The organism is Streptomyces cyanogenus (genome assembly GCF_017526105.1).
GTDB classification, from domain to species: Bacteria; Actinomycetota; Actinomycetes; order Streptomycetales; family Streptomycetaceae; genus Streptomyces; species Streptomyces cyanogenus.
Map to the genome: position 1 here is coordinate 1836446 of NZ_CP071839.1, position 25132 is coordinate 1861577.

19 protein-coding genes and 1 pseudogene are annotated in these 25132 nt (G+C 72.2%); 1 reads left to right on the plus strand and 19 read right to left on the minus strand.

Annotated elements, in window-relative coordinates:
- Positions 1–114: 114 nt before the first annotated feature.
- From S1361_RS08125 to fmt, 7 genes are all read right to left on the minus strand, one after another.
- Positions 115–567: an Lrp/AsnC family transcriptional regulator gene (locus tag S1361_RS08125; RefSeq protein WP_030343799.1), complete on the minus strand. Its 453-nt coding sequence runs from the start codon at positions 565–567 to the stop codon at positions 115–117.
- 27 nt (positions 568–594) lie between these two features.
- Positions 595–2082 carry an amino acid permease gene (locus S1361_RS08130; protein ID WP_208031170.1) on the minus strand — a complete coding sequence of 496 codons (1488 nt, stop codon included), beginning with the start codon at positions 2080–2082 and terminating at the stop codon, positions 595–597.
- Between the two features lie 384 nt (positions 2083–2466).
- Positions 2467–3909, minus strand: a complete 1443-nt coding sequence (locus S1361_RS08135) for a GuaB1 family IMP dehydrogenase-related protein (protein WP_208031171.1) — start codon at positions 3907–3909, stop codon at positions 2467–2469.
- A 287-nt stretch (positions 3910–4196) separates the two neighbouring features.
- The gene (locus S1361_RS08140; protein WP_208031172.1) at positions 4197–5240 is read right to left on the minus strand and encodes a sugar-binding transcriptional regulator; all 1044 of its coding nucleotides are present in this window, start codon (positions 5238–5240) and stop codon (positions 4197–4199) included.
- Between the two features lie 90 nt (positions 5241–5330).
- Complete coding sequence (rpe, locus tag S1361_RS08145) at positions 5331–6017, minus strand: ribulose-phosphate 3-epimerase (protein ID WP_208031173.1); 687 nt, start codon at positions 6015–6017, stop codon at positions 5331–5333.
- Positions 6018–6146: 129 nt separating this feature from the next.
- The gene (locus S1361_RS08150; protein ID WP_208031174.1) at positions 6147–7565 is read right to left on the minus strand and encodes an RsmB/NOP family class I SAM-dependent RNA methyltransferase; all 1419 of its coding nucleotides are present in this window, start codon (positions 7563–7565) and stop codon (positions 6147–6149) included.
- A gap of 210 nt (positions 7566–7775) precedes the next feature.
- On the minus strand, positions 7776–8708 hold the full coding sequence (gene fmt, locus S1361_RS08155) for a methionyl-tRNA formyltransferase (protein ID WP_208031175.1): 933 nt from the start codon (positions 8706–8708) through the stop codon (positions 7776–7778).
- Positions 8709–8923: 215 nt separating this feature from the next.
- Between fmt and S1361_RS08160 the strand changes: the two genes are divergently transcribed.
- Entirely contained in the window at positions 8924–9457 is a 534-nt protein-coding gene (locus S1361_RS08160) for a hypothetical protein (RefSeq protein ID WP_208031176.1), read from the plus strand.
- 128 nt (positions 9458–9585) lie between these two features.
- Here the strand turns inward: S1361_RS08160 and S1361_RS08165 are convergent, their stop codons facing one another.
- The 12 genes and pseudogenes from S1361_RS08165 to S1361_RS08220 form a co-directional block, all read right to left on the minus strand.
- Positions 9586–11745, minus strand: coding sequence for a primosomal protein N' (locus S1361_RS08165; RefSeq protein WP_208031177.1), 2160 nt, complete (start codon positions 11743–11745; stop codon positions 9586–9588).
- A gap of 716 nt (positions 11746–12461) precedes the next feature.
- Positions 12462–13670 (minus strand): methionine adenosyltransferase, encoded by a 1209-nt coding sequence (gene metK, locus S1361_RS08170; protein ID WP_208031178.1) that lies wholly within the window; start codon positions 13668–13670, stop codon positions 12462–12464.
- Between the two features lie 250 nt (positions 13671–13920).
- Positions 13921–15123 carry a bifunctional phosphopantothenoylcysteine decarboxylase/phosphopantothenate--cysteine ligase CoaBC gene (gene coaBC / locus S1361_RS08175; protein WP_208031179.1) on the minus strand — a complete coding sequence of 401 codons (1203 nt, stop codon included), beginning with the start codon at positions 15121–15123 and terminating at the stop codon, positions 13921–13923.
- A 137-nt stretch (positions 15124–15260) separates the two neighbouring features.
- Positions 15261–15533, minus strand: coding sequence for a DNA-directed RNA polymerase subunit omega (gene rpoZ, locus S1361_RS08180; RefSeq protein ID WP_003982715.1), 273 nt, complete (start codon positions 15531–15533; stop codon positions 15261–15263).
- A gap of 53 nt (positions 15534–15586) precedes the next feature.
- Positions 15587–16174 (minus strand): annotated as a pseudogene (gene gmk, locus S1361_RS08185) (guanylate kinase); the annotation flags it as partial.
- Between the two features lie 30 nt (positions 16175–16204).
- Positions 16205–16528, minus strand: a complete 324-nt coding sequence (locus S1361_RS08190; protein ID WP_003977346.1) for an integration host factor — start codon at positions 16526–16528, stop codon at positions 16205–16207.
- A 298-nt stretch (positions 16529–16826) separates the two neighbouring features.
- Positions 16827–17672, minus strand: a complete 846-nt coding sequence (gene pyrF / locus S1361_RS08195) for an orotidine-5'-phosphate decarboxylase (RefSeq protein ID WP_208031181.1) — start codon at positions 17670–17672, stop codon at positions 16827–16829.
- Positions 17669–18775, minus strand: coding sequence for a quinone-dependent dihydroorotate dehydrogenase (locus S1361_RS08200; protein WP_208031182.1), 1107 nt, complete (start codon positions 18773–18775; stop codon positions 17669–17671). The genes pyrF and S1361_RS08200 overlap by 4 nt, the downstream gene beginning before the upstream one ends.
- A 51-nt stretch (positions 18776–18826) precedes the next feature.
- Entirely contained in the window at positions 18827–22135 is a 3309-nt protein-coding gene (gene carB / locus S1361_RS08205; protein WP_208031183.1) for a carbamoyl-phosphate synthase large subunit, read from the minus strand.
- Positions 22128–23291 (minus strand): glutamine-hydrolyzing carbamoyl-phosphate synthase small subunit, encoded by a 1164-nt coding sequence (carA, locus tag S1361_RS08210; RefSeq protein WP_208031184.1) that lies wholly within the window; start codon positions 23289–23291, stop codon positions 22128–22130. Before carA ends, carB begins: the two co-directional genes overlap by 8 nt.
- Entirely contained in the window at positions 23288–23848 is a 561-nt protein-coding gene (locus S1361_RS08215; RefSeq protein ID WP_208031185.1) for a PH-like domain-containing protein, read from the minus strand. Before S1361_RS08215 ends, carA begins: the two co-directional genes overlap by 4 nt.
- Positions 23845–25131: a dihydroorotase gene (locus tag S1361_RS08220; protein ID WP_208031186.1), complete on the minus strand. Its 1287-nt coding sequence runs from the start codon at positions 25129–25131 to the stop codon at positions 23845–23847. The genes S1361_RS08215 and S1361_RS08220 overlap by 4 nt, the downstream gene beginning before the upstream one ends.
- Position 25132: the final 1 nt, after the last annotated feature.

Consider the following 25132-nt stretch of genomic DNA (forward strand, 5'->3'; position numbering starts at 1 on the left):
AACCTACGGGACGCCCACCCCGCCCCGCAACGGTGACCTTCGGTAAACCCTGGTCACCACCGGTCGCCGGCACCGGGCACACCCCTGGGTGCGCGCCGGTGCCGGCGAAGGACCCTAGCCCGGGGCGCCCGACGAGAAGCGGCGCAGCAGCGGGGACAGGACCAGGACCGACTTGGTCCGCTCCACGAACGGCTCCCCGGCGATCCGCTCCAGCACCCGCTCGAAGTGGCGCATGTCGGAGGCGAAGACCTGGGCGATCGCGTCCGCGTCGCCGGTGACGGTCGACGCGGCCACGACCTCCTGGTAGCGCTCCAGACCCCGCTGGATGGTCTCCGGCGAGGTGTTGCGCCGGCAGTAGATCTCGATGTACCCCTCGGTCTCCCAGCCGAGCGCCGCCGGGTCCACCCGGACGGTGAAGCCGGTGATGGCTCCGGTGGCCCGCAGCCGGTCCACGCGCCGCTTCACCGCGGGCGCGGACAGGCCGACCATCTGCCCGATGTCCGCGTAGGAGCGGCGGGCGTCCTCGGCGAGGGCGTGCACGATGCGTTCGTCGAGATCGTTCAGCACAGGGGGTGGTTCACTTCTTCGGATCGGTCACTTCTCTGCCGTCACCGCGAGTTCCTCACCGGTCGCGAGACGGGAACGGCGATAGCCGTACAGGAAGTAGAACACGAGCCCGGCGGCCATCCAGCATCCGAAGACGACCCACGTGACGGTGTCGAGGCTGGACATGTTGTAGGCACAGAACAGGAAGCCCAGCACCGGCAGGACCGGCCCGAACGGCACCTTGAACGTGCGCTCCAGCCCCGGCCGCCTGTAGCGCAGCACGATCACCGCGATGTTCACCAGGGCGAAGGCGAACAGCGTGCCGATGCTGGTGGCGTCGACGAGCTTGCCGAGCGGGATGAGGGCGGCGAGCACACCGCAGAAGAGCGACACGATCACCGTGTTGAGGCGGGGAGCGCCGGTCTTCGGGTGGATCTTGCCGAGCGCCTTCGGCACCAGGCCGTCCCGGGCCATCGCGAAGAGGATGCGGGTCTGGCCGTAGAGCACGGTGAGCACCACGCTGGCGATGGAGATGACCGCGCCCAGCGCGAGCAGGGTGCCCCAGAAGGTCTGGCCGCTGACATCGTTCATGATCGCGGCGAGGGTCGCCTCCGAACCGTCGAACTTCTTCCAGTTCCAGGCGCCGACGGCGACGCCCGCGACGAGCACGTACAGCGCGGTCACGATGATCAGCGACAGCATGATCGCCCGCGGCAGGTCCCGCTTGGGGTCCTTCGCCTCCTCACCGGCGGTGGAGGCGGCGTCGAAGCCGATGTACGAGAAGAACAGCGTGGCACCTGCGGCACTGACCCCGGTCATGCCCAGCGGCATGAAGTCGGCGTAGTTGCCGGACTTGAAGCCCATGACACCGATCGCGCAGAACAGCACCAGGGCGGCGATCTTCACACAGACCATGATCGTGTTGGCGCGGGCGGACTCCCGCGCGCCGCCGAGCAGGAACACCATCGCCAGGAGGACGACGATCAGGGCGGGCAGGTCGATGATGCCGCCCTCGCCCGGTGCCGAGGACAGGGCGCTCGGGATGGTGACCCCGATGGTGCCGTCGAGCAGCTCGTTCACGTACTCGCCCCAGCCGACGGCGACCGCGGCCACCGACACGCCGTACTCCAGCACCAGGCACCAGCCGCAGACCCAGGCGACCAGCTCGCCGAGCGTTGCGTACGCATACGAGTAGGAGGACCCGGCGACCGGGATGCTGCCCGCCAGCTCGGCGTAGGACAGGGCCGAGAAGAGGGCCGTGAGGCCGGCGATCACGAAGGACAGGACGACCGCGGGGCCGGCCTCCGGGACGGCGTCGCCGAGGACGACGAAGATTCCGGTGCCGAGCGTGGCACCGATGCTGATCATGGTCAGCTGCCACAGCCCGAGGGAGCGCCGAAGCTGCCCTCCCTCACCCTGGCCGCCCTCCGCGACCAGGCGTTCCACGGGCTTGCGACGCATCAGGCGCGCGGCGACGCCCGGGGACGCGGGGGCTGCCGACATCGGGTTCTGCGGTGGTGCGCCTTGGTCGAGCACGCGCTGGCTCCTTGTTCGCTGCCGTCGGTTGGGGGTACGGGCCGGCATGGCCGCCGGCCGTCGTGGTGGGGACCGGAGGAGCCTGCGAGGGCAGGAACCGACCGAGCGGGGTCCCCGCCACGCACGTACTAGCGCAGCACCCTATGAGGCGGGCCTTCACGGGCGTAATGCAGCAACCTTGCGCATCCCCGCATGATCATTGCGTTCATCCGCCCCGAATGACAAATCGTTGCGCACACGCTGTCGACCGTTGCACAACGATCGCCCGGGCCCTTCCGGAGCGCTTCGGCGAGGACGTGGCAGCCGTTCGGCGCCGGAACGCCCACGGCCCCCGCCGTTCCCGGGCTCGGGAACGACAGGGGCCGTCAGGACGGCTGCCGGGGGCTAGCTCCAGCTGGCGTGCAGCGGCTTGCCCTCGGCGTAGCCGGCGGCGCTCTGGATGCCGACGATGGCCTTCTCGGCGAACTCCTCGAGGGAGCCGGCGCCGGCGTAGGTGCAGGAGGAGCGGACGCCCGCGATGATCGAGTCGATCAGGTCCTCGACGCCCGGGCGGGCCGGGTCGAGGAACATACGGGAGGTGGAGATGCCCTCCTCGAACAGCGCCTTGCGGGCGCGGTCGTACGCGGACTCGTCGGACGTGCGGTTGGCCACGGCACGCGCGGAGGCCATGCCGAACGACTCCTTGTACGCACGGCCGTTGGCGTCGTGCTGGAGGTCGCCGGGGGACTCGTAGGTGCCCGCGAACCACGAGCCGACCATCACGTTGGACGCACCGGCCGCGAGCGCCATGGCGACGTCGCGCGGGTGGCGGACACCGCCGTCGGCCCACACGTGCTTCCCGTACTTCTTCGCCTCGGCGGCGCACTCCAGCACGGCGGAGAACTGCGGCCGGCCCACGCCGGTCATCATGCGGGTGGTGCACATGGCGCCCGGGCCGACACCGACCTTGATGATGTCCGCGCCGGCGTCGATCAGGTCCTTGACGCCCTCGGCGGAGACGATGTTGCCCGCGACGATCGGCACCTGCGGGTCGAGGGCGCGCACCAGCTCGATGGCGCTGATCATCGACTCCTGGTGGCCGTGCGCGGTGTCGATGACGAGCGTGTCCACTCCCGCGTCGAGCAGCTGCTTGGCCTTGCCCGCCACATCGCCGTTGATGCCGACGGCGGCGGCGATCCGCAGCCTGCCGTTCGCGTCCACGGCGGGCGTGTACAGCGTGGCGCGCAGGGCGCCCTTGCGGGTGAGGATGCCGGCCAGCCTGCCGTCCTTGTCGACGGCCGGGGCGTAGCGGCGGTTGTGCTGGTCGAGGGTGTTGAAGGCCTCGCGCGGGTCGATGTCGGCGTCCAGCAGGAGCAGGTCCTTGGACATGACCACTTCGAGCTGGGTGAAGCGGTCGACGCCGGAGAGGTCGGCGTCGGTGACGACACCGACGGGCCGCTGCTCGGCGTCCACGACCACACCGGCGTTGTGCGCCCGCTTGGGCAGCAGCGCGAGCGCGTCGGCGACGGTCTGGTGCGGGGCCAGCACGATCGGGGTGTCCAGCACCAGGTGGCGGCTCTTCACCCAGGAGATCACATCGGTGACGACGTCGATCGGGATGTCCTGCGGGATGACCACCAGGCCGCCCCGGCGGGCCATCGTCTCGGCCATCCGGCGGCCGGCGATGGCGGTCATGTTGGCGACGACGAGCGGGATGGTGGTGCCCGTGCCGTCCGGCGAGCTGAGGTCCACGCCCTGACGCGAGCCGACCGCGGAGCGGCTCGGCACCATGAACACGTCGTCGTACGTCAGGTCGTACGCGGGCTGGATGTCATTGAGGAAACGCACGTGCTGCACATCCCAGTCGATCAGAGGTGACCCCCGGACAGGTGTGCCAGGGGGAAAGAGCACGTACTTCATTCTCCCATGTCGGGGGCTGTGTCATGCCCCGACAGAACCTCCAGGGTCCCTGCCGATCACCTAGGAGGTTCCTCCAAGCACCAGGACGACGGTGAGGGCCGGGGTGCGGTCCGCCGCCTCCGCGAACACCTGGGGGGACGAACCGCAGCAGCATGCCGACGATGCTGCCACGGCCGTCCCGGTACGACGGCGCCGCGGCCCGCGGCCGGCCCCCGTCAGGCGCCGTCCGGGTCCGCGCGGTTGAGCGCCGGCTTCGGCGTCGGACCCGCCGTCATCAGGTAGTCGGCGGCCGAGGTGTCGGTCACCAGGCTGGTGACCAGCCCGGAACGCAGCACCGCGTCGATCGCGGAGGCCTTGCGCTGCCCGCCCGCGATCGCCACGACCTCCGGGATACGGCGCAGCTGGTCGGCCTTGACGGTGATGCACCGCTCCCCCAGGTCCCGTCCGATGCGGCGCCCCTCGGCATCGAAGAGGTGCGCGGACATCTCGGCGGCGACACCGAGCGAGGCGTAGTGCGCGCGCTCCTCGTCGCTGAGCATGTCGTGCACGGTCGAGATGCCCGGCTCCCAGGAGCCGATGGAGACACAGGCGACCGTGACCTTGTCGAAGTACTCGAAGGCCCGGGCGATCCCGGTCTGGTGGCGCAGGGCCGCCGCGGTGGCCGCGTCCGGCAGCAGCATCGGCGCGTAGATGGGGTGGGCGTCACCGCCCGACACCTGGGCGGCCCGGCGGACCGCCTCCACCGAGCCGCGCTCGGCGGTCCCGGCGTCGTACACGCCCGTCAGCTGCACCACCGTGCACGGCGGCAGCCGGTCGAGCGCCGCCGCCATGTGGATGGTGGACCGGCCCCAGGCCAGCCCGAGGACGTCCCCCTCGTTGACGAGTTCGCCGAGCAGGTCGGCGGCGACCTCGCCGAGGTTCTCGGGGTCGGGGGTCTCCTCGGCCTCGGCCGGGGACTCGACCACGACGGCGTGCCTCAGGCCGTAGCGGGCGCGGAGCGCGTCGGAGCGCTCGGCGTCCAGCTCGGCCGGGACGCGGATCTCGATGCGCACGAGATCCCGTTCGAGGGCCGTCTCCAGGACCCGGGCCACCTTGAAGCGGCTGACGCCGAACTCCTCCGCGATCTGGATCTTGGACTTGCCCTCGAGGTAGAAGCGGCGGGCCATGGCCGCCGCCTGCACCAGCTCAGCGGGTCCCATCCGCATGGCTGACCGGCCCGCCGACATACCCGACACGGCGATCTCCTCACTGCTGTTCACACTCTGGATTCGCCGTTCATCCTTGCAGATTCGGCGCGGCTCATCCGCCCTGATGGGCGGCGTTCACTCAAGCGTTCACTTGGGCGTGGCTCAGTGGTCGCACGCCCAGGACGCCTTGGCGGTGGCCGCTTCCGCCTGCGTGCGCAGTGCGCGTACGGCTTCCGCCGGGTCGCTGGCCCCGTAGACGGCCGAGCCGGCGACGAACACGTCCGCTCCCGCGTCCGCGCACTGCTCGATCGTCGAGGCCGAGACACCTCCGTCCACCTGCAGCCACAGCTGCAGACCGTGCTTCTTGATCAGCTCACGGGTGCGGCGGATCTTCGGCAGCATGATGTCGAGGAACGCCTGGCCGCCGAAGCCCGGCTCCACCGTCATAACCAGCAGCATGTCGAGTTCCGGGAGCAGGTCCTCGTACGGCTCGATCGGCGTGGCGGGCTTGAGCGCCATGGAGGCGCGGGCGCCCTTGGCGCGGATCTCCCGGGCGAGTCGCACGGGGGCGGCGGCCGCCTCGACGTGGAAGGTGACGGACGAGGCCCCCGCCTCGACGTACTGAGGCGCCCACCGGTCGGGGTTCTCGATCATCAGGTGGCAGTCCAGCGGGGTGTCCGTCGCACGTGCCAAGGACTCCACCACCGGCACGCCGAGCGTGAGGTTCGGGACGAAGTGGTTGTCCATGACGTCGACGTGGAGCCAGTCGGCGCCCTGGACCGCCTTGGCCTCCTCCGCGAGGCGGGCGAAGTCGGCGGACAGGATGCTGGGGTTGATCTGCACGGCCATGACCCAAGCCTGCCATGCCGCTGCGCCGGGCTGTAGCGGCGGTCCACGGGTTGAGTTCCGGCCGCGGGCCGTCGTGGGTTGCCGGCGCAGTTCCCCACGCCCCTCCGGGGCACGCCGGCCCGCCCTGCGTTATGCGGTTCTCCGGATCAGCGCCAGGTACATGGCGTCCGTGCCGTGTACGTGGGGCCAGAGCTGTACGTCCGGGCCCTCGCCGAGGTCGGGTACGCCGGGCAGCAGGGGACGGGCGTCGATCAGTTCGGTGTCCGGGTGCTGCTTGAGGACGTCGGCCACGACCGCGCGGGTCTCGGCGAGGTGCGGGGAGCAGGTGGCGTAGCCGACGACGCCGCCGACGCGGACGGAGTCGAGGGCGGTGCGCAGCAGGCCGCGCTGGAGCGGGGCGAAGTTGTCCAGGTCCTCGGGGCGGCGGCGCCAGCGGGCCTCGGGGCGGCGGCGGAGGGCACCGAGACCGGTGCACGGGACGTCGACCAGCACCCGGTCGAAGGTGCCGGGCCGCCAGGGCGGACGGGTGCCGTCGGCGGCGATGACCTGGTACGGGCCGGGATTGCCGTCCAGCGCCTTGGCCACCAGCCCCGCCCGGTGCGGCTGCTTCTCCGAGGCGAGCAGTGTGGCCCCGCGCGCGGCGGCGAGCGCGCCCAGCAGCGCGGCCTTGCCGCCCGGGCCGGCGCACCCGTCGAGCCACTTCGCGTCGGGCCCGTCGAGCGGGGCGTTCGCCAGCGCGAGGGCGACCAGCTGGCTGCCCTCGTCCTGGACGCCGGCACGGCCCTCGCGGACGGCCTCGACCGCGCCGGGCTCACCGCCCTCGGCGAGCCGCACGGCGTACGGCGACCAGCGGCCGGGTACGGCGGCTTCCTCGCGCAGCAGCTCCTCGGTGGTGGCCCGCCCCGGCCGGGCGACCAGCGTCACCTCGGGCCGCTCGTTGTCGGCCGCCAGCAGTTCCTCGATGCCGGCCCGGCCGCCGCCGAGGGAGTCCCACAGCGCGGAGACGACCCAGCGGGGATGCGAGTGCACGACGGCGAGGTGGTCCTCGGGATCCTCGTCGTAGGGCGGTGCGACCTTCTCGATCCACCCCTGGAGGTCGTCCTGCGCGACCTTGCGGAGCACGGCGTTGACGAACTTCGCCCGTCCGTCCCCGAGCACCACCCGGGCCAGCTCGACGGCGGAGGAGACGGCGGCGTGGGTGGGGATCCGCGTGCCGAGCAGCTGGTGCGTGCCCAGGCTCAGCACGTCCAGCACCGGCGGGTCGACCTCGCGCAGCGGCCGGTCGACACAGGCGGCGACGACGGCGTCGTAGGTGCCCTGCCGGCGCAGCGTGCCGTACACCAGCTCGGTGGCGAGGGCGGCGTCCCGGGTGTCGAAGTCGCCCTTCTCACGGGCCTTCCTGAGCAGCGGCGGCAGCACGAGGTTGGCGTACGCGTCCCGCTCGTCCACCGCGCGCAGCGCCTCGAAGGCGAGGATGCGGACGGGGTCCTTCTGGGGACGGCGGTAGGGCTTGGCGGGCTTGCGCGGCCGCCGGGACTGCTCGCTCACGAAAAAGGTGCTCCGGGTGTGAATGAAGAGGATGCGCCTCCAGCCTACGTCGGAGCACCCCACCTCCGACCGCCCGGGCCCAGCCCGGCCGTCCCGGCTCGCCCGCACCGTCGGAGATCCTCCGCGCCGACCCGGCTCTCCTGTGCCGTCTGGGGCCTTCCCACCGCCCGGGCCCGGCCGCCGGCCCGGCTCGCCGCCGCCTGCGGGGCGTCAGCCGCCGAGGGTCTCGCCGTCCGTGATGCGCACCCCGCGCGCCCAGTCGGCCGCGCGCATCGGCTTCTTGCCCTGGGCCTGGACCCACAGCAGCTCGACGGCGTACGAACCGGTGCCCACGTGCACGCTGTTCTTGCCCACCGCGAGCCGGCCCGGCGCGAGGTCGGTCCGCTCGGGCACGGGCGTCACCTGGATGAGCTTGAGCCGCTCGCCGCGGAAGACGGTCCACGCACCGGGCGCCGGGGTGCACCCGCGTACCACCCGGTCCACGCGCAGCGCGGGCGCCGCCCAGTCCACCTGGGCGTCCTCCACGGTGATCTTCGGCGCGAGGGAGATGCCCTCGGCGGGCTGCGGTACGGCCTTCAGGGTGCCGTCCTCGATGCCGTCCATGGTCGCGGCGAGCAGCCCCGCGCCCGCGAAGGCGAGCCGGGTGAGCAGGTCACCGCTGGTGTCGGTGGGGCGGATCTCCTCGGTCACGGTGCCGTACACGGGCCCGGAGTCCAGGCCCTCCTCGATGAGGAAGGTGGACGCCCCGGTGATCTCGTCGCCCGCCATGATGGCGTGCTGCACCGGCGCCGCGCCGCGCCAGGCGGGCAGCAGCGAGAAGTGCAGGTTGACCCAGCCGTGCGCGGGGATGTCCAGGGCGGCCTTCGGCAGCAGGGCGCCGTAGGCGACGACCGGGCAGCAGTCCGGCGCGATCTCCCTCAGCCGCTCCAGGAACTCCGGGTCCCTGGGCTTCAGCGGCTTCAGCACCTCGATCCCGGCCTCCTCCGCCCGCTCGGCCACGGGCGACGCGACCAGTCTGCGCCCGCGTCCGGCCGGCGCGTCGGGCCGCGTGACGACGGCGGCCACCTCGTGCCGCCCGGAGGCGAGCAGAGCGTCCAGAGCGGGAACGGCGACCTCGGGGGTACCGGCGAAGACGAGCTTCATGGGCGGGATCGGGCCTCTCGGGCGGGGTCGGACGGGCAGCGCACCAGTCTATGACCATGAACGGCGCAGGAGCGGATGGGCGGGCGTACGCATATGCCCGTACGCCCCCACCCCGTGACCAGCGGAGCGCAGAAGCGTTGGTCAAGGAAGAGTTGACCACATCAGGCCGCTTTCGCGGCCCAATTCCTTTCAACGCCGGTTCGAGAGGCTTGTTCATGGCCGACCACGCAACCCACGACGCCCAGGCCCGGGCCAGCCTGCACTTGCTGGTGCGGGACATCGAGCGGGTCCGCCGGCAGGTGGACGCGCTGCGCACGCTCACCGCCCAGTTGGGCAACGTCTACCGTCCGCGCCGCACCGGCCCGTCCACGGGCTTCGTCGTCTACGGACGCGCCCCCGCACCGACGGTCCGCCTCGCCCAGGAACTCCGGGACAGTGTCGAAACCCTGGTCACGGCCGCCGTGGATTTCGACCGCTCGCTCGGCTTCTCGTGGGACGCGGTGGGCTCGGCGCTCGGGGTCACCAAGCAGGCGGTGCACCGCCGTTACGGCGCCCGCCGCGCCGCGGCTCAGGCGGCGGCCGAGGCGGAGCGGACGCCGGAGCCGTCCGGCACCCGCACGATCAACGTGAACGCGGGTCTGCCCACCGTCCCCGCGGCCCGCTCCATGCCCACCCAGCCGACCGCGGGCAGCCCGACGCTGCGCGACGACGCCCGCCCGACGGCCTTCCCCGCCCCCCGCAACGGCTGACGCCCCACCCCACCTCGCCCTCCCGGACCGCTCCCGGGAGGGCGGTCACGCGTGTGGGCCTCTCCGGCACCGCCCTGCCCGGGGCCTCCGGTCACGGGAGGCACCGCCCCGGCGGGACGTCACAGGCCTCAGCCGATGTCCGGCGGATCGATCCGGACCCGCACCGCCTCCCCGCTGCCCCGTGCCATGCGCGCGGCCTGGGCCGTCTTCAGGGCGGTGGCCAGCGCGGCTCCGCTGCCCGGCGGTACGCGGACCAGGGCCCGCTCCCAGTGTTCGCCGGGCGGCGGTGCGCCGGGCCGGCGTGACCGGCCGGGCGGCGGGGGCGGCAGCGGTACCGGCCCCAGCACCTCGGCGTCCGGCGGCAGGTCGACCGTCGCCAGGAACTCGGCAACGGCCGCGGGCGGACCGGACACGGCCGCCATCCGGGACACCGGCGGGAAGCCCAGCTCGGCCCGCTCGGCCAGCTCCCGCACGGCATGCCCGACCGGGTCCCAGCGCACCAGCGCCTGCACGGGCCGCAGGGTCGGCTCGGCCACCACGACCACGGTGCCGCCCTCGCTCTGGGGCCGCACCAGCGCGCCGGCCGCGATCCACCGGCGCAGCGCGTCCTCGCCGGCCCGCAGGTCGGGCCGTACCAGCATGGCCCAGCCGTCCAGCAGCAGGGCCGCCGCGTAGCCGCCCTCGGCGACCGGTTCGGCGCCCGGGGTGCTGACGACCAGCGCGGGCGTGTCCGGGACGGTGTCGAGCACATGCTCGCGCCCCGAGGTGCGCACCGGTACGGCGGGGAAGGCCCGCCCCAGTTCCTCGGCGGTGCGGCGGGCGCCCACGACCTGGGCGCGGAGCCGGAAGCCGCCGCACTCCGGGCAGTGCCAGGCGCCCTCCTCGCGCCCGCACCAGTCGCACCGCAGCACGCCCGCGTCCTGTCCCTGGAGCGGTCCGGAGCAGTGCCGGCACCGGGCGGGCGCCCGGCACCGGTCGCAGGCCATGCGGGGCGCGTAACCGCGCCGGGGCACCTGGACCAGCACCGGCCCGTGCCGCAGCCCCTCGCGTGCCGCCTGCCAGGCGAGGGTGGGCAGCCGGGCGGCCCGGGCGGCCTCGTCGCGCGCGAGGTCGCCGTCGCCGACGGTGCGGACCAGGGGCGCGGTCCGGCGCACCTGCTCCCGCCCGGCGGCCAGTGGCCGCGCCCAGCCGCTCTCGACGAGCTGGGCGGCCTCCACGGTGCAGCTCCAACCGCCGAGCAGAAAGGCGCACTTGTCCAGCGCGGCACGCAGCAGGAGCACATCGCGGGCGTGTGGCTGCGGGGCGTGCTGCTCACTGTGGCTGTCGTCCCCGTCGTCCCAGACGGCGACGAGCCCCAGGTCCCGCACCGGCGCGAACATCGCCGCCCGGGTCCCCACGACGGCCCGCACGGAACCCCGCCGCACCGCGAGCCACTGCGCGTACCTCTTCTCGGGGCCGGCGTCGGCGGTGAGCAGCGCGTGCCGGCCCGGGCCGAGCAGCGCGGTCAGCGCGGCGTCCACGCGGGCGGCGGCCCGCCCGTCCGGTACGACGACGAGGGCGCCGCGCCCGGAGGCGAGGGTGGCGGCGACGGCCCGGGCCAGCTCCTCGCTCCACCGCGGCCCCGGCAGCGCGTTCCACACGGCCCTGGGCGCCCCGCCGGAGGCCAGTGCGTCCAGGAAGGCACCCCCGTGCTCGTACCGCGTCCAGGAGCCGTGGTCCGGTTTCTTCGGCGGGGGCAGCGGGGCGGGGGACGCCCGCTGCTCGGCGCGGGCGTTGCGCGGCGGCACGGCCAGCTGGAGGACGTCGGCGAGGCTGCCCGCGTACCGGTCGGCGACGGCGCGGGCGAGGCCCAGCAGCTCCTCGCTCAGCACCGGCTCCGGCGACACGACCTGGGCGAGCGCGGCCAGCGGCCCGGAGTAGTCGGACTCGGCGCGCCGCTCGACGAGGAAGCCGTCGATGAGGCCGCCGCCCTCGCGGCGGCCCTCCCGCACCCGGTGCCGCCCGGCCCCGAACCGCACCCGCACGCGCACGCCGGGCTGTGCCTCCGCGTCCATCTCCTCGGGCACGGCGTAGTCGAAGTACCGGTCGAGATGGAGCACGCCCTTGTCGACCAGCACGCGTGCGACGGGCAGCTCCTTGGCGAGCGCCGCCCCCCGCCAGGTCCGCGGCTTGGCCCTGGGCGCCTTGGCCCGGCGGACACTCTCCCGGATGAGCGCGAGCTGCTCGGGCGGCGCTGCCTCGGCCCCGCCGTCCCCGTCCGCTCGGGACGCCCCGTTCTCGCTGCTCACGCTTGCATTCTTACCAAACCGCACCGACAACGGCGCCGGACGCACGTGCCCGACGTGCGAGAACGGCCGTCGCACAGGGACAGGAACGCACCGCCCGGGTCCTGCAGATCGACCGGCTCCTGGAGGCCGCCCGGCTCCTGGAGATCGGCCAGGCCCGACGGCGGGTCCGCCCGGCAGCGGCGGGCTGATCCGGCAACGCGTCCGCCCGGCGGCAGCCGACTGACCCCACGCCGGGTCCAGCCCGGCAGCGGCGGGCTCCGACAACGCATCCCGGCGGCAGCCGACTGACCCCACGGCGGGCCCAGCCCGGCAGCGGCGGGCGCCAGCAACGCGCCCGGCGGCAGCCGACTGACCCCACGGCGGGCCCAGCCCGGCAGCGGCGGGCGCCAGCAACGCGCCCGGCGGCAGCCGACTGACCCCACGGCAGGCCCAGCCCGGCAGCGGCGGGCTCCGACAACGCATCCCGGCGGCAGCCGACTGACCCCACGGCGGGCCCAGCCCGGCAGCGGCGGGCGCCAGCAACGCGCCCGGCGGCGGCAGCCGACTGACCCCACGGCGGGTCCAGCCCGGCAGCGGCGGGCTCCGGCACGGGTTCGCCCGGCGGCAGCCGGCTGGTCCTGCGGCGGTCCGCCCCGCGGCAGCCGGCTGATGCGGTGACACGCCGAGGCCCGGCCCCCGAAGGGAAGCCGGGCCTCGGCGAACGAGAGGGGTGCGGGTCAGATGCCCGCGGCGGCGCGCAGGGCGTCCACGCGGTCCGTGCGCTCCCAGGTGAAGTCGGGCAGCTCGCGGCCGAAGTGACCGTAGGCCGCCGTCTGGGCGTAGATCGGGCGGAGCAGGTCGAGATCGCGGATGATCGCGGCCGGACGGAGGTCGAAGACCTCGTCGATCGCCTTCTCGATCTTCTCGGTGTCGATCTTGTGGGTGCCGAAGGTCTCCACGAAGAGACCGACGGGCTCGGCCTTGCCGATCGCGTAGGCGACCTGGACCTCGCAGCGGGAGGCCAGACCGGCCGCCACGACGTTCTTGGCCACCCAGCGCATGGCGTAGGCCGCCGAGCGGTCGACCTTGGACGGGTCCTTGCCGGAGAAGGCACCGCCGCCGTGCCGGGCCATGCCGCCGTAGGTGTCGATGATGATCTTGCGGCCGGTGAGGCCGGCGTCGCCCATCGGGCCGCCGATCTCGAAACGGCCGGTCGGGTTCACCAGCAGGCGGTAGCCCTCGGTGTCCAGCTTGATGCCCTCGTCCAGGAGCGCCTTCAGTTCCGGCTCCACGACGAACTCGCGGATGTCGGGGGCGAGCAGCGACTCCAGGTCGATGTCGGAGGCGTGCTGGGAGGAGACGACCACGGTGTCGAGACGGACGGCCTTGTCGCCGTCGTACTCGATGGTGACCTGCGTCTTGCCGTCGGGGCGCAGGTAGGGGATGGTGCCGTTCTTGCGGACGTCGGAGAGGCGCTTGGACAGGCGGTGCGCCAGGAAGATCGGCAGCGGCATCAGGGTGGGCGTCTCGTCGGACGCGTAGCCGAACATCAGGCCCTGGTCGCCCGCGCCCTGCTTGTCCAGTTCGTCGTCGTCGCCCTCGACCCGGGCCTCGTACGCCGCGTCGACACCCTGCGCGATGTCCGGGGACTGCGCGCCGATGGACACCGAGACACCGCAGGAGGCGCCGTCGAAGCCCTTCTTGGACGAGTCGTAGCCGATCTCCAGGATCTTGCTGCGGACGAGGGTCGCGATGTCCGCATAGGCCTTGGTCGTCACCTCGCCGGCCACGTGCACCAGGCCGGTGGTGATCAGCGTCTCCACGGCGACCCGGGAGGTCGGGTCCTCGCGCAGAAGCGCGTCGAGAATGGTGTCGCTGATCTGGTCAGCGATCTTGTCGGGGTGACCCTCGGTCACGGACTCCGAGGTGAACAGGCGACGGGACACAACGCTCCCTGTGGTTGCAGCGGCTGCTGGCTGATCATTTGCGGTCGACGCGGGGCTGCGCCCGGCGCCGACCGTGAACAGTTTATCGGTCGCACTCGGTCGGCTGGCCACCGTCTCGCCTCTCGGGAGCGCTGTGACCTGCGGCACGGGCATTCTGCACAATGGCGAGCGGGCTTGGCCAGGCCGCCACACCCCATTCGGGCGTGGCGCGAGCCCGATGCAGGGTTCCCCCGTTCGCCCGGGGGGCGGGTTAGCCCAGTCGCCGTACGACCAGATCCCAGACGGTGTCGGCGAGGGCCTCCTTGGGGCCGTGCGGCACCGGGGTCTCGCTGCCGTCGGCGCCCAGGACGACGGCCTCGTTCTCCTCGGCGCCGAAGGTCCTGCGCTCCCCCACCTCGTTGACCACGAGGAGGTCGCAGCCCTTGCGGGCGAGCTTGGTGCGGCCGTTGGCGAGGACGTCGTCGGTCTCGGCGGCGAAGCCGACGATCACCTGTCCGGGACGGGCGCGGTCGGCGGAGATCTCCGCGAGGACGTCCGGATTGCGCACCAGGACGACCGGATCGGGGTCCTGGCCGTCCTTCTTCTTGATCTTCCCGGCGGCGTAGACGGCCGGGCGGAAGTCGGCGACGGCGGCGGCCATGACCACGGCGTCCGCGTCCGCGGCGGCCTTCAGGACGGCCTCGCGCAGCTGGACGGCGGTGCCCACCCGCACGACGTCCACCCCCGCCGGGTCGGGCAGGCCGGTGTTGGCCGAGATCAATGTCACCCGGGCGCCCCGGGCGGCGGCGGTGCGGGCGAGCGCGTAGCCCTGCTTGCCGGAGGAGCGGTTGCCGAGGAAGCGGACCGGGTCGAGGGGTTCGCGGGTGCCGCCGGCGGAGACGACGACGTGCCGGCCCGCGAGGTCGGGCTCGGTGACGCCCCGGGCCAGCACCCGGCGGCACACCTCGAAGATCTCCGCCGGGTCGGGCAGCCGGCCCTTGCCGGTGTCGACGCCGGTGAGCCGGCCCACGGCGGGCTCGACGACGACGGCGCCGCGGCGGCGCAGCGTGGCCACGTTCTCCTGGGTGGCCGGGTGCTCCCACATCTCGGTGTGCATCGCCGGGGCGAACACGACCGGGCAGCGGGCGGTGAGCAGGGTGTTGGTCAGCAGGTCGTCGGCGAGGCCGTGGGCGGCCTTGGCGAGCATGTCGGCGGTGGCCGGCGCCACGACCACCAGGTCGGCGTGCTGGCCGATGCGGACGTGCGGGACCTCGTGGACGTCGTCCCAGACCTCGGTCGAGACCGGGTTGCCGGAGAGGGCGGACCAGGTGGCGGCGCCGACGAAGTGCAGCGCGGAGGCGGTGGGCACCACGCGGACGTCATGGCCCGACTCCGTGAGCCTCCTCAGCAGCTCACAGGCCTTGTAGGCGGCGATGCCGCCACTGACCCCCAGCACGACCCTCGGCTTGTCCACCGTGTCTCCCCGGACTCGACAACGTACGACGCACAGGTACGGCTCCCGTACGACTCCATGACACACCACAGGCCCGGCAGAATGACTGCCGGGCCTGTGGATAAGTCGATCGCAATCTGAAAATACGACTGCGAGTACTACTGCGCCGGGCCCTCGACGGCCTCGGAGGTCAGCAGACCGGCGTTGATCTCGCGCAGGGCGATCGAGAGCGGCTTCTCGTGGACGTGGGTGTCGACGAGCGGACCGACGTACTCGAGGAGGCCCTCACCGAGCTGCGAGTAGTACGCGTTGATCTGGCGGGCACGCTTCGCCGCGTAGATCACGAGGCTGTACTTCGAGTCGGTCGCCTCGAGAAGCTCGTCGATCGGCGGGTTGATGATGCCCTCGGGCGCGGTGATGGAAGAGGACACGCTCTACCTTCCGATGGATGGGAAAGAATCAGACATCGTGATCACAGTCACGATCACACAACGTCCATCAAGGCTAGCAGCTCGCGGGCCACGTCCTCGACGGAGGTGTTGACCAAGGTCACATCGAACTCCGGCTCGGCCGCCAGCTCGGTCCGCGCCGCCGTCAGGCGGCGCTCGATGACCTCCGGCGGCTCGGTCCCCCGGCCGGTCAGCCTGCGCACCAGCTCCTCCCAGGAGGGCGGGGCCAGGAACACCAGCTGGGCGTCGGACAGGGACTCGCGGACCTGCCGGGCACCCTGGAGGTCGATCTCCAGCAGGACGGGTTCACCGTTCTCCAGCCGCTCCTGCACGGCCGCGCGGGGCGTGCCGTAGCGGTTGCCGGCGAACTCGGCCCACTCCAGCAGCTCGCCGTTGGCGATCAGCTTGTCCATCTCCTCGTCGGTGACGAAGAAGTAGTGGACGCCGTGCCGCTCACCGGGGCGCGGCTTGCGGGTGGTCGCCGACACCGAGAGCCAGACCTCGGGGTGTTCCTTGCGCATATGGGCGACGACCGTGCTCTTGCCGACCCCCGAGGGGCCGGAGAGCACGGTCAGCCGCGGACGTTCACTCATGCAGCGATTATTCCAGCAATCCCGGAGTGCCCGGGACTCCCTGCCCGCCGGGAGGCGGACTCAGGAGCCGGTGCTGCCGAATTCACGCTCCAGGGAAGCGATCTGGTTCGAACCGAGACCACGCACGCGGCGGCTCTCGGAGATACCCAGACGCTCCATGATCTGCTTGGCGCGGACCTTGCCCACGCCGGGCAGCGACTCAAGGAGGGCGGAGACCTTCATCTTGCCGATGACGTCGTTCTCCTGGCCCTGCTTGATGACCTCGTGCAGGGAGGCGCCGGAGTGCTTGAGTCGATTCTTGACCTCGGCCCGCTCCCGGCGAGCCGCGGCGGCCTTTTCGAGCGCGGCTGCGCGCTGTTCAGGGGTAAGGGGCGGAAGAGCCACGCCTACGTCACCTCGGATGTCGAACTGTCGGATACGGACCGGTGAGGAACCTAGTCGCCCCACACCTGGGGAGCTACGAGCAACACGCTGCCCGTTCTCCCCCACTGCCTGAAGGGCGTGGGAGGTGCCCCCACTGCTCGGAGACTAGCGGGCAAGTCCGCCAGAGTCAGCGAGAACAGCGGAAAAGTCCTGGTCAGCCTCCGTCAGGCCGGACATTTCAGACATAATGCCCTCGATTTGAGGATGTATTCACAGTCAAGTCGGCGTGATCCCGCTCAGCGGAGGCCCCCGCCGGCGCTCAGATCCCGGCGACGGCCGCCTGGATCTCGGCCGCGAACCGCTCGGCCGCCCCGCGCAGCGCGCTGACGTCGGGACCGTGACGCAGAACACCCCGGCTGACGTTCGGCACGACGTTGCGGACGGCCGGCCCGAAGACCCCGGGAAGGTCGGCCGGCGTCGCGCCCTGCGCCCCGATGCCGGGCGCGAGGAGCGGTCCGTTGATGCCCAGGTCGTAGGAGGACAGGTCGCCGAGGGTGGCGCCGACGACCGCGCCGAAGGAGCCCAGCGGCTCCTCCCCCGCGTTCTCGGCCGCCAGGTGGGCCAGTATGGTCGCCCCGACGCTCCGCCCGTCGGCACGCACCGCGTGCTGCACCTCGCCGCCCTCCGGGTTCGAGGTCAGCGCCAGCACGAACAGGCCGGCGCCGCTCTCCCGGGCCAGCGCGACGGCCGGGCTGAGCGAGCCGTAGCCGAGGTACGGCGAGACGGTCAGCGCGTCGGAGAACAGCGGGGCGTCCGGGTGCAGGAACGCCTCGGCGTAGGCGGCCATGGTCGAGCCGATGTCGCCGCGCTTGGCGTCCATCACGACCAGGGCGCCGGCCGCCCGGGCCTCCTGCACCGACTTCTCCAGGACGGCGACGCCGCGCGAACCGAACCGTTCGAAGAAGGCGCTCTGCGGCTTCAGGACCGCCACCCGGTCGGCCACGGCCTCGACGACCGTGCGGCTGAACCGCTCCAGACCGGCGACGTCGTCGTCCAGGCCCCACTCGGCGAGCAGGGAGGCGTGCGGGTCGATGCCGACGCACAACGGGCCGCGCTCGTCCATGGCGCGGCGCAGCCGGGCGCCGAAGGGCTCCAACGGGGTCATGCGGGCTTCCTCACGTCGGCGCCGACCGCGTCGGCGAGGGTGGCGTACGGGCTGGTGCGCAGGCGGGCGGCGAGGCCCTTGTGGATGGACCGGCACCAGAACGGGCCCTCGTAGACGAAGGCGCTGTACCCCTGGACCAGCGTGGCACCGGCCAGGATGCGCTGCCAGGCGTCCTCGGCGGTCTCGATGCCGCCGACGCCCACCAGGGTGATCCGGTCGCCCACGCGCGCGTACAGGCGGCGCAGGACCTCCAGGGAGCGCTCCTTGAGCGGGGCGCCGGACAGGCCGCCGGTCTCCTTGACCAGCGCGGCGGAGGACCGCAGGCCGAGGCCCTCGCGCGCGATGGTGGTGTTGGTGGCGATGATGCCGTCCAGGCCCAGCTCCACGGCGAGGTCGGCGACCGCGTCGATGTCCTCGTCGGCGAGGTCGGGGGCGATCTTCACCAGCAACGGGACGCGGCGGTTCGCGACCGTGCGGTCGGCGGCCTCGCGCACGGCGGTGAGCAGCGGGCGCAGGTGGTCCACCGCCTGGAGGTTGCGCAGCCCGGGCGTGTTCGGCGAGGAGACGTTGACGACCAGGTAGTCCGCGTACGGCGCGAGGCGCTCGGCGGACTTCACGTAGTCGGCGACGGCCTCCGTCTCGGGGACGACCTTGGTCTTGCCGATGTTGACGCCGACCACCGTCCTGAAGACCGGCTCACGGGTCGCCAGACGGGCCGCCACGGTCAGGGAGCCGTCGTTGTTGAAGCCCATGCGGTTGATCAGCGCACGGTCCGCGACCAGGCGGAACAGCCGCTTCCTGGGGTTGCCGGGCTGCGGCTCGCCCGTCACCGTGCCGATCTCGACGTGGTCGAAGCCCAGCATCGACATCCCGTCGATGGCGACGGCGTTCTTGTCGAAGCCGGCGGCGAGCCCGAAGGGGCCGTGCATGCGCAGCCCGAAGGCCTCCGTGCGCAGTTCCTTGTGGCGGGGCGCGAGGGCGGCCGCCAGGAAGGTGCGCAGCACGGGGATGCGGACGGCGAGGCGGATCCACCGGAAGGCCAGGTGGTGGGCCTTCTCGGGGTCCATGCGCTGGAAGACCAGCTTGAAGAAGATGGTGTACATGGTGTCCTCGTGAAGAGGGGGACACCGTTTCCGGTGTCCCCCTCGGGGCTGCTAGTCGCGGGCCGCGGTCAGGTGGGCCGCGTGTTCCTGGAGCGAACGGACGCCCACGTCCCCGTGGTTGAGGGCGTCGATGCCCTGGACCGCCGCCGCGAGGGCCTGGACGGTCGTCAGGCAGGGCACGGAGCGGGCCACCGCCGCCGTACGGATGTCGTAGCCGTCGAGGCGGCCGCCGGTGCCGTACGGGGTGTTGACGATGAGGTCGACCTCGCCGTCGTGGATCAGCTGGACGATGGTCCGCTCGCCGTTCGGGCCGGTGCCCTCGGACTGCTTGCGCACGACCGTGGCGTTGATGCCGTTGCGCTTGAGGACCTCGGCGGTGCCGGAGGTGGCGAGCAGCTCGAAGCCGTGGGCGACCAGCTCGCGCGCCGGGAAGATCATCGAGCGCTTGTCGCGGTTGGCGACCGAGATGAACGCGCGGCCCTTGGTGGGCAGCGGGCCGTAGGCACCGGCCTGCGACTTGGCGTACGCCGTGCCGAAGACGGAGTCGATGCCCATGACCTCGCCGGTCGAGCGCATCTCCGGGCCGAGGACGGTGTCCACGCCGCGGCCGTGGATGTCGCGGAAACGCGACCACGGCATGACGGCCTCCTTGACGGAGATCGGCGCGTCCAGCGGCAGCTCGCCGCCGTCGCCGTCCTTCGGCAGCAGGCCCTCGGCGCGCAGCTCGGCGATGGTCGCGCCCAGCGAGATGCGGGCGGCGGCCTTCGCGAGCGGCACCGCGGTCGCCTTGGAGGTGAAGGGGACCGTACGGGAGGCGCGCGGGTTGGCCTCCAGGACGTAGAGGATGTCGCCGGCCATCGCGAACTGGATGTTGATCAGGCCGCGCACGCCGACACCCTTGGCGATGGCCTCCGTGGAGGCCCGCAGCCGCTTGATGTCGAAGCCGCCGAGGGTGATCGGGGGCAGGGCGCACGCCGAGTCGCCGGAGTGGATGCCGGCCTCCTCGATGTGCTCCATGACGCCGCCGAGGTACAGCTCCTCGCCGTCGTAGAGGGCGTCGACGTCGATCTCGATCGCGTCGTCCAGGAAGCGGTCGACGAGGACCGGCCGGGAGGGGCTGATCTCGGTCGACTCGGCGATGTAGGAGGCGAGGCGGGTCTCGTCGTAGACGATCTCCATGCCGCGCCCGCCGAGGACGTACGACGGCCGGACCAGGACCGGGTAGCCGATCTCGTCGGCGATGGCCTTGGCCTCCTCGAAGGTGGTGGCCGTGCCGTGCTTGGGCGCCGGCAGGCCCGCCTCCGCGAGGACCCGGCCGAAGGCGCCCCGGTCCTCGGCCGCGTGGATGGCCTCGGGGGACGTGCCGACGATCGGCACGCCGTTGTCCTTCAGGGCCTGCGACAGACCCAGCGGGGTCTGGCCGCCCAGCTGCACGATCACGCCCGCGAGGGGGCCGGCCTGCTGCTCGGCGTGGACGATCTCCAGCACGTCTTCCAGCGTCAGCGGCTCGAAGTACAGGCGGTCGGAGGTGTCGTAGTCCGTGGAGACGGTCTCCGGGTTGCAGTTGACCATCACGGTCTCGTACCCGGCGTCGGACAGCGCGAAGGAGGCGTGGACGCAGGAGTAGTCGAACTCGATGCCCTGGCCGATGCGGTTCGGGCCGGAGCCCAGGATGAGCACCGCGGGCTTCTCACGCCGGGCGACCTCGGTCTCCTCGTCGTAGGAGGAGTAGAAGTACGGCGTCTTCGCGGCGAACTCGGCGGCGCAGGTGTCGACCGTCTTGTAGACCGGGCGGATGCCGAGCGCGTGCCGGACCTCGCGGACGACGTCCTCGCGCAGGCCACGGATCTCGGCGATCTGCTGGTCGGAGAAGCCGTGCCGCTTGGCCTCGGCGAGCAGCTCGCGGGTCAGCTCGGGCGCCCCGGCCAGCTCGTCCGCGATCTCCTTGATCAGGAAGAGCTGGTCGACGAACCACGGGTCGATCTTCGTGTACTCGAAGACCTCCTCCGGGGTGGCGCCCGCGCGGATGGCCTGCATGACCGTGTTGATCCGGCCGTCGGTGGGCCGTACGGCCTCGCGCAGCAGGGTGTCCTTGTCGCCCGGCTCGCCGACGAAGGTGAACTGGCTGCCCTTCTTCTCCAGCGAGCGCAGCGCCTTCTGGAAGGCCTCGGGGAAGTTGCGGCCGATGGCCATGGCCTCGCCGACCGACTTCATGGTGGTGGTCAGCGTGGAGTCGGCCTGCGGGAACTTCTCGAAGGCGAACCGCGGGGCCTTGACGACCACGTAGTCGAGCGTGGGCTCGAAGGAGGCCGGGGTCTCCCGCGTGATGTCGTTCGGGATCTCGTCCAGCGTGTAGCCGACGGCCAGCTTGGCGGCGATCTTGGCGATCGGGAAGCCAGTCGCCTTGGAGGCCAGCGCGGAGGACCGCGACACGCGCGGGTTCATCTCGATGACGATCACGCGACCGTCCTCGGGGTTCACCGCGAACTGGATGTTGCAGCCGCCGGTGTCGACGCCGACCTCGCGGATGATCGCGATGCCGACGTCGCGCAGCACCTGGTACTCGCGGTCGGTCAGCGTCATCGCCGGGGCGACGGTGATCGAGTCGCCGGTGTGCACGCCCATCGGGTCGAAGTTCTCGATGGAGCAGACGACCACGACGTTGTCGTGCTTGTCGCGCATCAGCTCCAGCTCGTACTCCTTCCAGCCGAGGATGGACTCCTCCAGGAGCACCTCGGTGGTCGGGGAGAGCGTGAGGCCCTGGCCGGCGATGCGGCGCAGCTCCTCCTCGTCGTGCGCGAAGCCGGAGCCGGCGCCTCCCATGGTGAAGGACGGGCGGACGACGACCGGGTAGCCGCCGAGGGTCTCGACGCCCTTGAGGACGTCGTCCATGGAGTGGCAGATGACCGAGCGGGCGGACTCGCCGTGCCCGATCTTCCTGCGGACCTCCTCCACGACGTCCTTGAACAGGTCGCGGTCCTCGCCCTTGTGGATCGCCTCGGGCTTGGCGCCGATCAGCTCCACGCCGTACTTGGCGAGGACACCGTTCTCGTGCAGCGAGATGGCGGTGTTCAGCGCCGTCTGGCCGCCCAGGGTGGGCAGCAGGGCGTCGGGGCGCTCCTTGGCGATGATCTTCTCGACGAACTCGGGCGTGATCGGCTCGACGTAGGTGGCGTCGGCGATCTCCGGGTCGGTCATGATCGTCGCCGGGTTGGAGTTGACGAGGATGACGCGCAGGCCTTCGGCCTTGAGCACGCGGCACGCCTGGGTGCCGGAGTAGTCGAACTCGGCGGCCTGGCCGATGACGATCGGGCCGGAGCCGATGACCAGGACGGACTGGATATCGGTGCGCTTAGGCACGCTGGCCCTCCATCAGGGAAACGAAGCGGTCGAAGAGGTAGGCGGCGTCGTGCGGGCCGGCTGCCGCTTCGGGGTGGTACTGGACGGAGAAGGCCGGCTGGTCGAGCAGCTGCAGGCCCTCCACGACGTCGTCGTTCAGGCAGACGTGCGAGACCTCGGCACGGCCGAACTTCGTCTCGCTGACCTTGTCGAGCGGCGCGTCCACGGCGAAGCCGTGGTTGTGCGCGGTGACCTCGACCTTGCCGGTCGTACGGTCCTGGACCGGCTGGTTGATGCCCCGGTGGCCGTACTTCAGCTTGTAGGTGCCGAAGCCGAGGGCGCGGCCGAGGATCTGGTTGCCGAAGCAGATGCCGAACAGGGGCGTCCTGCGCTCCAGGACGGCGGTCATGAGCGCGACCGGGCCGTCGGCGGTCGCCGGGTCGCCGGGACCGTTGGAGAAGAAGACACCGTCCGGGTTGACGGCGTAGATCTCGTCGGCCGTGGCGGTGGCGGGCAGGACGTGCACCTCGATGCCGCGCTCGGCCATGCGGTGCGGGGTCATGCCCTTGATGCCGAGGTCGATGGCGGCGACCGTGAACCGCTTCTCGCCGACCGCCGGGACGACGTACGCCTCCTTGGTCGCGACCTCCTCGTAGAGGCTCGCGCCCTTCATGTGCGGCTGGGCCTGCACGCGCTCCAGCAGCTCGGCCTCGGAGGCGCTGTCGAGCACAGTGCCGGAGAAGATGCCGGCGCGCATGGAGCCGCGCTCACGCAGATGGCGGGTCAGGGCCCGGGTGTCGATGCCGGAGATGCCGACGACGCCCTGCCGCTCCAGCTCGTCGTCCAGGGAGCGCTTGGCGCGCCAGTTGGACGGCACGCGCGCGGGGTCGCGCACGACGTAGCCGGAGACCCAGATGCGGCTCGACTCGTCGTCCTCGTCGTTCCAGCCGGTGTTGCCGATCTGCGGGGCGGTCGCGACGACGATCTGGCGGTCGTACGACGGGTCGGTGAGGGTCTCCTGGTAGCCGGTCATGCCGGTGGAGAACACGGCCTCGCCGAAGGTCTCCCCCACGGCCCCGTAGGCGCGGCCGCGGAAGATGCGGCCGTCCTCCAGGACGAGTACGGCGGGAAGCGCCTGGTTCCTCTGGGAGGAGCTTCCCCTGGTGGAGGTCGTCATCGTGCGCCTTCCGTGTCGTTGGTCATCTGGTTCAGGGTGTCGACCCACTCGGTGTGCTCGGCCGCGCGGTCGGAGCGGAAACCGGAGTCGATCAGTTTGTCGCCGTGTGCCCAGGTCACCACCAGCAGTCCGCCCTCGGTGAGGACCTTGCCGGCGATGCCCTTGTCGAGGCGGGCGCCGCGCAGGGCGGCCGTGGGGACGAAGAAGTCGGTCGCTCCGGGGCGCTCGACCTCCAGGCCCGCGTCGGTCAGGGTGAGCTCGGCCCGGCTGCGGGTGCCCAGGCCGTGGGCCACGATGCGGTCCAGCCACTGCCCGGCGGTGGTGGAGCCGTGGTAGCGGCCGCTCATCGTCAGTCTCGCCGCACCGGGCTGCTCCGGCGCGGTGGGGAGCGCCGGGAGGTCGCCCTGGAGGGTGCCGCGCCACTTCCAGCCCTCGCGCATCAGCCAGTAGACCAGCGCGATGAAGAGGGCCAGTCCGACGAGCCAGCCGATGCGGGCCCCCCAGTCGGTGACCTCGGCCGACTTCTTGGCCTCGGCCAGCAGGATTACAGGTGTCACGTGAGCTTCCCGTCGACGAGCGTGGCCTTGCCCCGCAGCCACGTGTGCGTCACACGGCCCGGCAGCTCGCGTCCCTCGTACGGGGTGTTGCGGCTGCGCGAGGCGAAGCCCGCGGGGTCCACCCGGCCACGGTATTCCGTGTCGACCAGGGTGAGGTTGGCGGGCTCACCAGCCGAGACGGGACGGCCGTGCCCGGTGGCCTGTCCGATCCGCGCGGGCTTGACGGACATGCGGTCGGCGACGCCGGCCCAGTCCAGCAGGCCCGTGTCGACCATGGTCTCCTGAACCACTGACAACGCGGTCTCCAGGCCGACCATGCCCATGGCGGCGGCGGCCCACTCGCAGTCCTTGTCCTCGTGCGGGTGCGGGGCGTGGTCGGTGGCGACGATGTCGATCGTGCCGTCGGCGAGCGCCTCGCGCAGGGCCAGCACGTCGCGCTCGGTGCGCAGCGGCGGGTTGACCTTGTAGACGGGGTTGTAGGTGCGCACCAGCTCGTCGGTGAGGAGCAGGTGGTGCGGGGTGACCTCGGCGGTGACGTCGATGCCGCGGGACTTGGCCCAGCGGACGATCTCGACGCTGCCGGCGGTCGAGAGGTGGCAGATGTGGACGCGGGAGCCGACGTGGTCGGCGAGCAGCACGTCCCGCGCGATGATCGACTCCTCGGCGACGGCCGGCCAGCCGCCCAGGCCCAGCTCGGCGGAGACGACGCCCTCGTTCATCTGGGCGCCCTCGGTGAGACGCGGCTCCTGCGCGTGCTGGGCGACGACACCGCCGAAGGCCTTCACGTACTCCAGCGCGCGGCGCATGATCACGGCGTCGTCCACGCACTTGCCGTCGTCGGAGAAGACGGTGACGCCGGCGGCGGACTCGTGCATGGCGCCCAGCTCGGCGAGCTTCCTGCCCTCCAGGCCGACGGTGACTGCGCCGATGGGGTGTACGTCGCAGTAGCCGTGCTCCCTGCCGAGCCGCCAGACCTGCTCGACCACACCGGCGGTGTCGGCGACCGGGAAGGTGTTGGCCATGGCGAACACGGCCGTGTAGCCGCCGCTCGCCGCGGCGCGGGTGCCGGTGAGGACGGTCTCGGAGTCCTCGCGGCCGGGTTCGCGCAGGTGGGTGTGCAGGTCGACCAGGCCGGGGAGGAGCACCTTGCCGTCGGCCTCCACCACCTCGGCGCCCTCGGCGGACAGGCCGCTGCCCACCTCGGCGATGGTCTCGCCGTCGATCAGGACGTCCTGCGGCGCGCCGCCGAGCACCTTCGCACCGCGGATCAGGATCTTGCTCATG

Excerpts from the sequence above, each read along its gene's own strand:
- S1361_RS08160 (WP_208031176.1), top strand. The coding sequence starts at position 8,924 with ATGGCCGACCACGCAACCCACGACGCCCAGGCCCGGGCCAGCCTGCAC.
- S1361_RS08200 (WP_208031182.1), bottom strand. The coding sequence starts at position 18,775 with ATGTACACCATCTTCTTCAAGCTGGTCTTCCAGCGCATGGACCCCGAG.
- carA (WP_208031184.1), bottom strand. The coding sequence starts at position 23,291 with ATGACGACCTCCACCAGGGGAAGCTCCTCCCAGAGGAACCAGGCGCTT.
- S1361_RS08220 (WP_208031186.1), bottom strand. The coding sequence starts at position 25,131 with ATGAGCAAGATCCTGATCCGCGGTGCGAAGGTGCTCGGCGGCGCGCCG.
- rpe (WP_208031173.1), bottom strand. The coding sequence starts at position 6,017 with ATGGCCGTGCAGATCAACCCCAGCATCCTGTCCGCCGACTTCGCCCGC.
- pyrF (WP_208031181.1), bottom strand. The coding sequence starts at position 17,672 with ATGACCCCGTTGGAGCCCTTCGGCGCCCGGCTGCGCCGCGCCATGGAC.
- fmt (WP_208031175.1), bottom strand. The coding sequence starts at position 8,708 with ATGAAGCTCGTCTTCGCCGGTACCCCCGAGGTCGCCGTTCCCGCTCTG.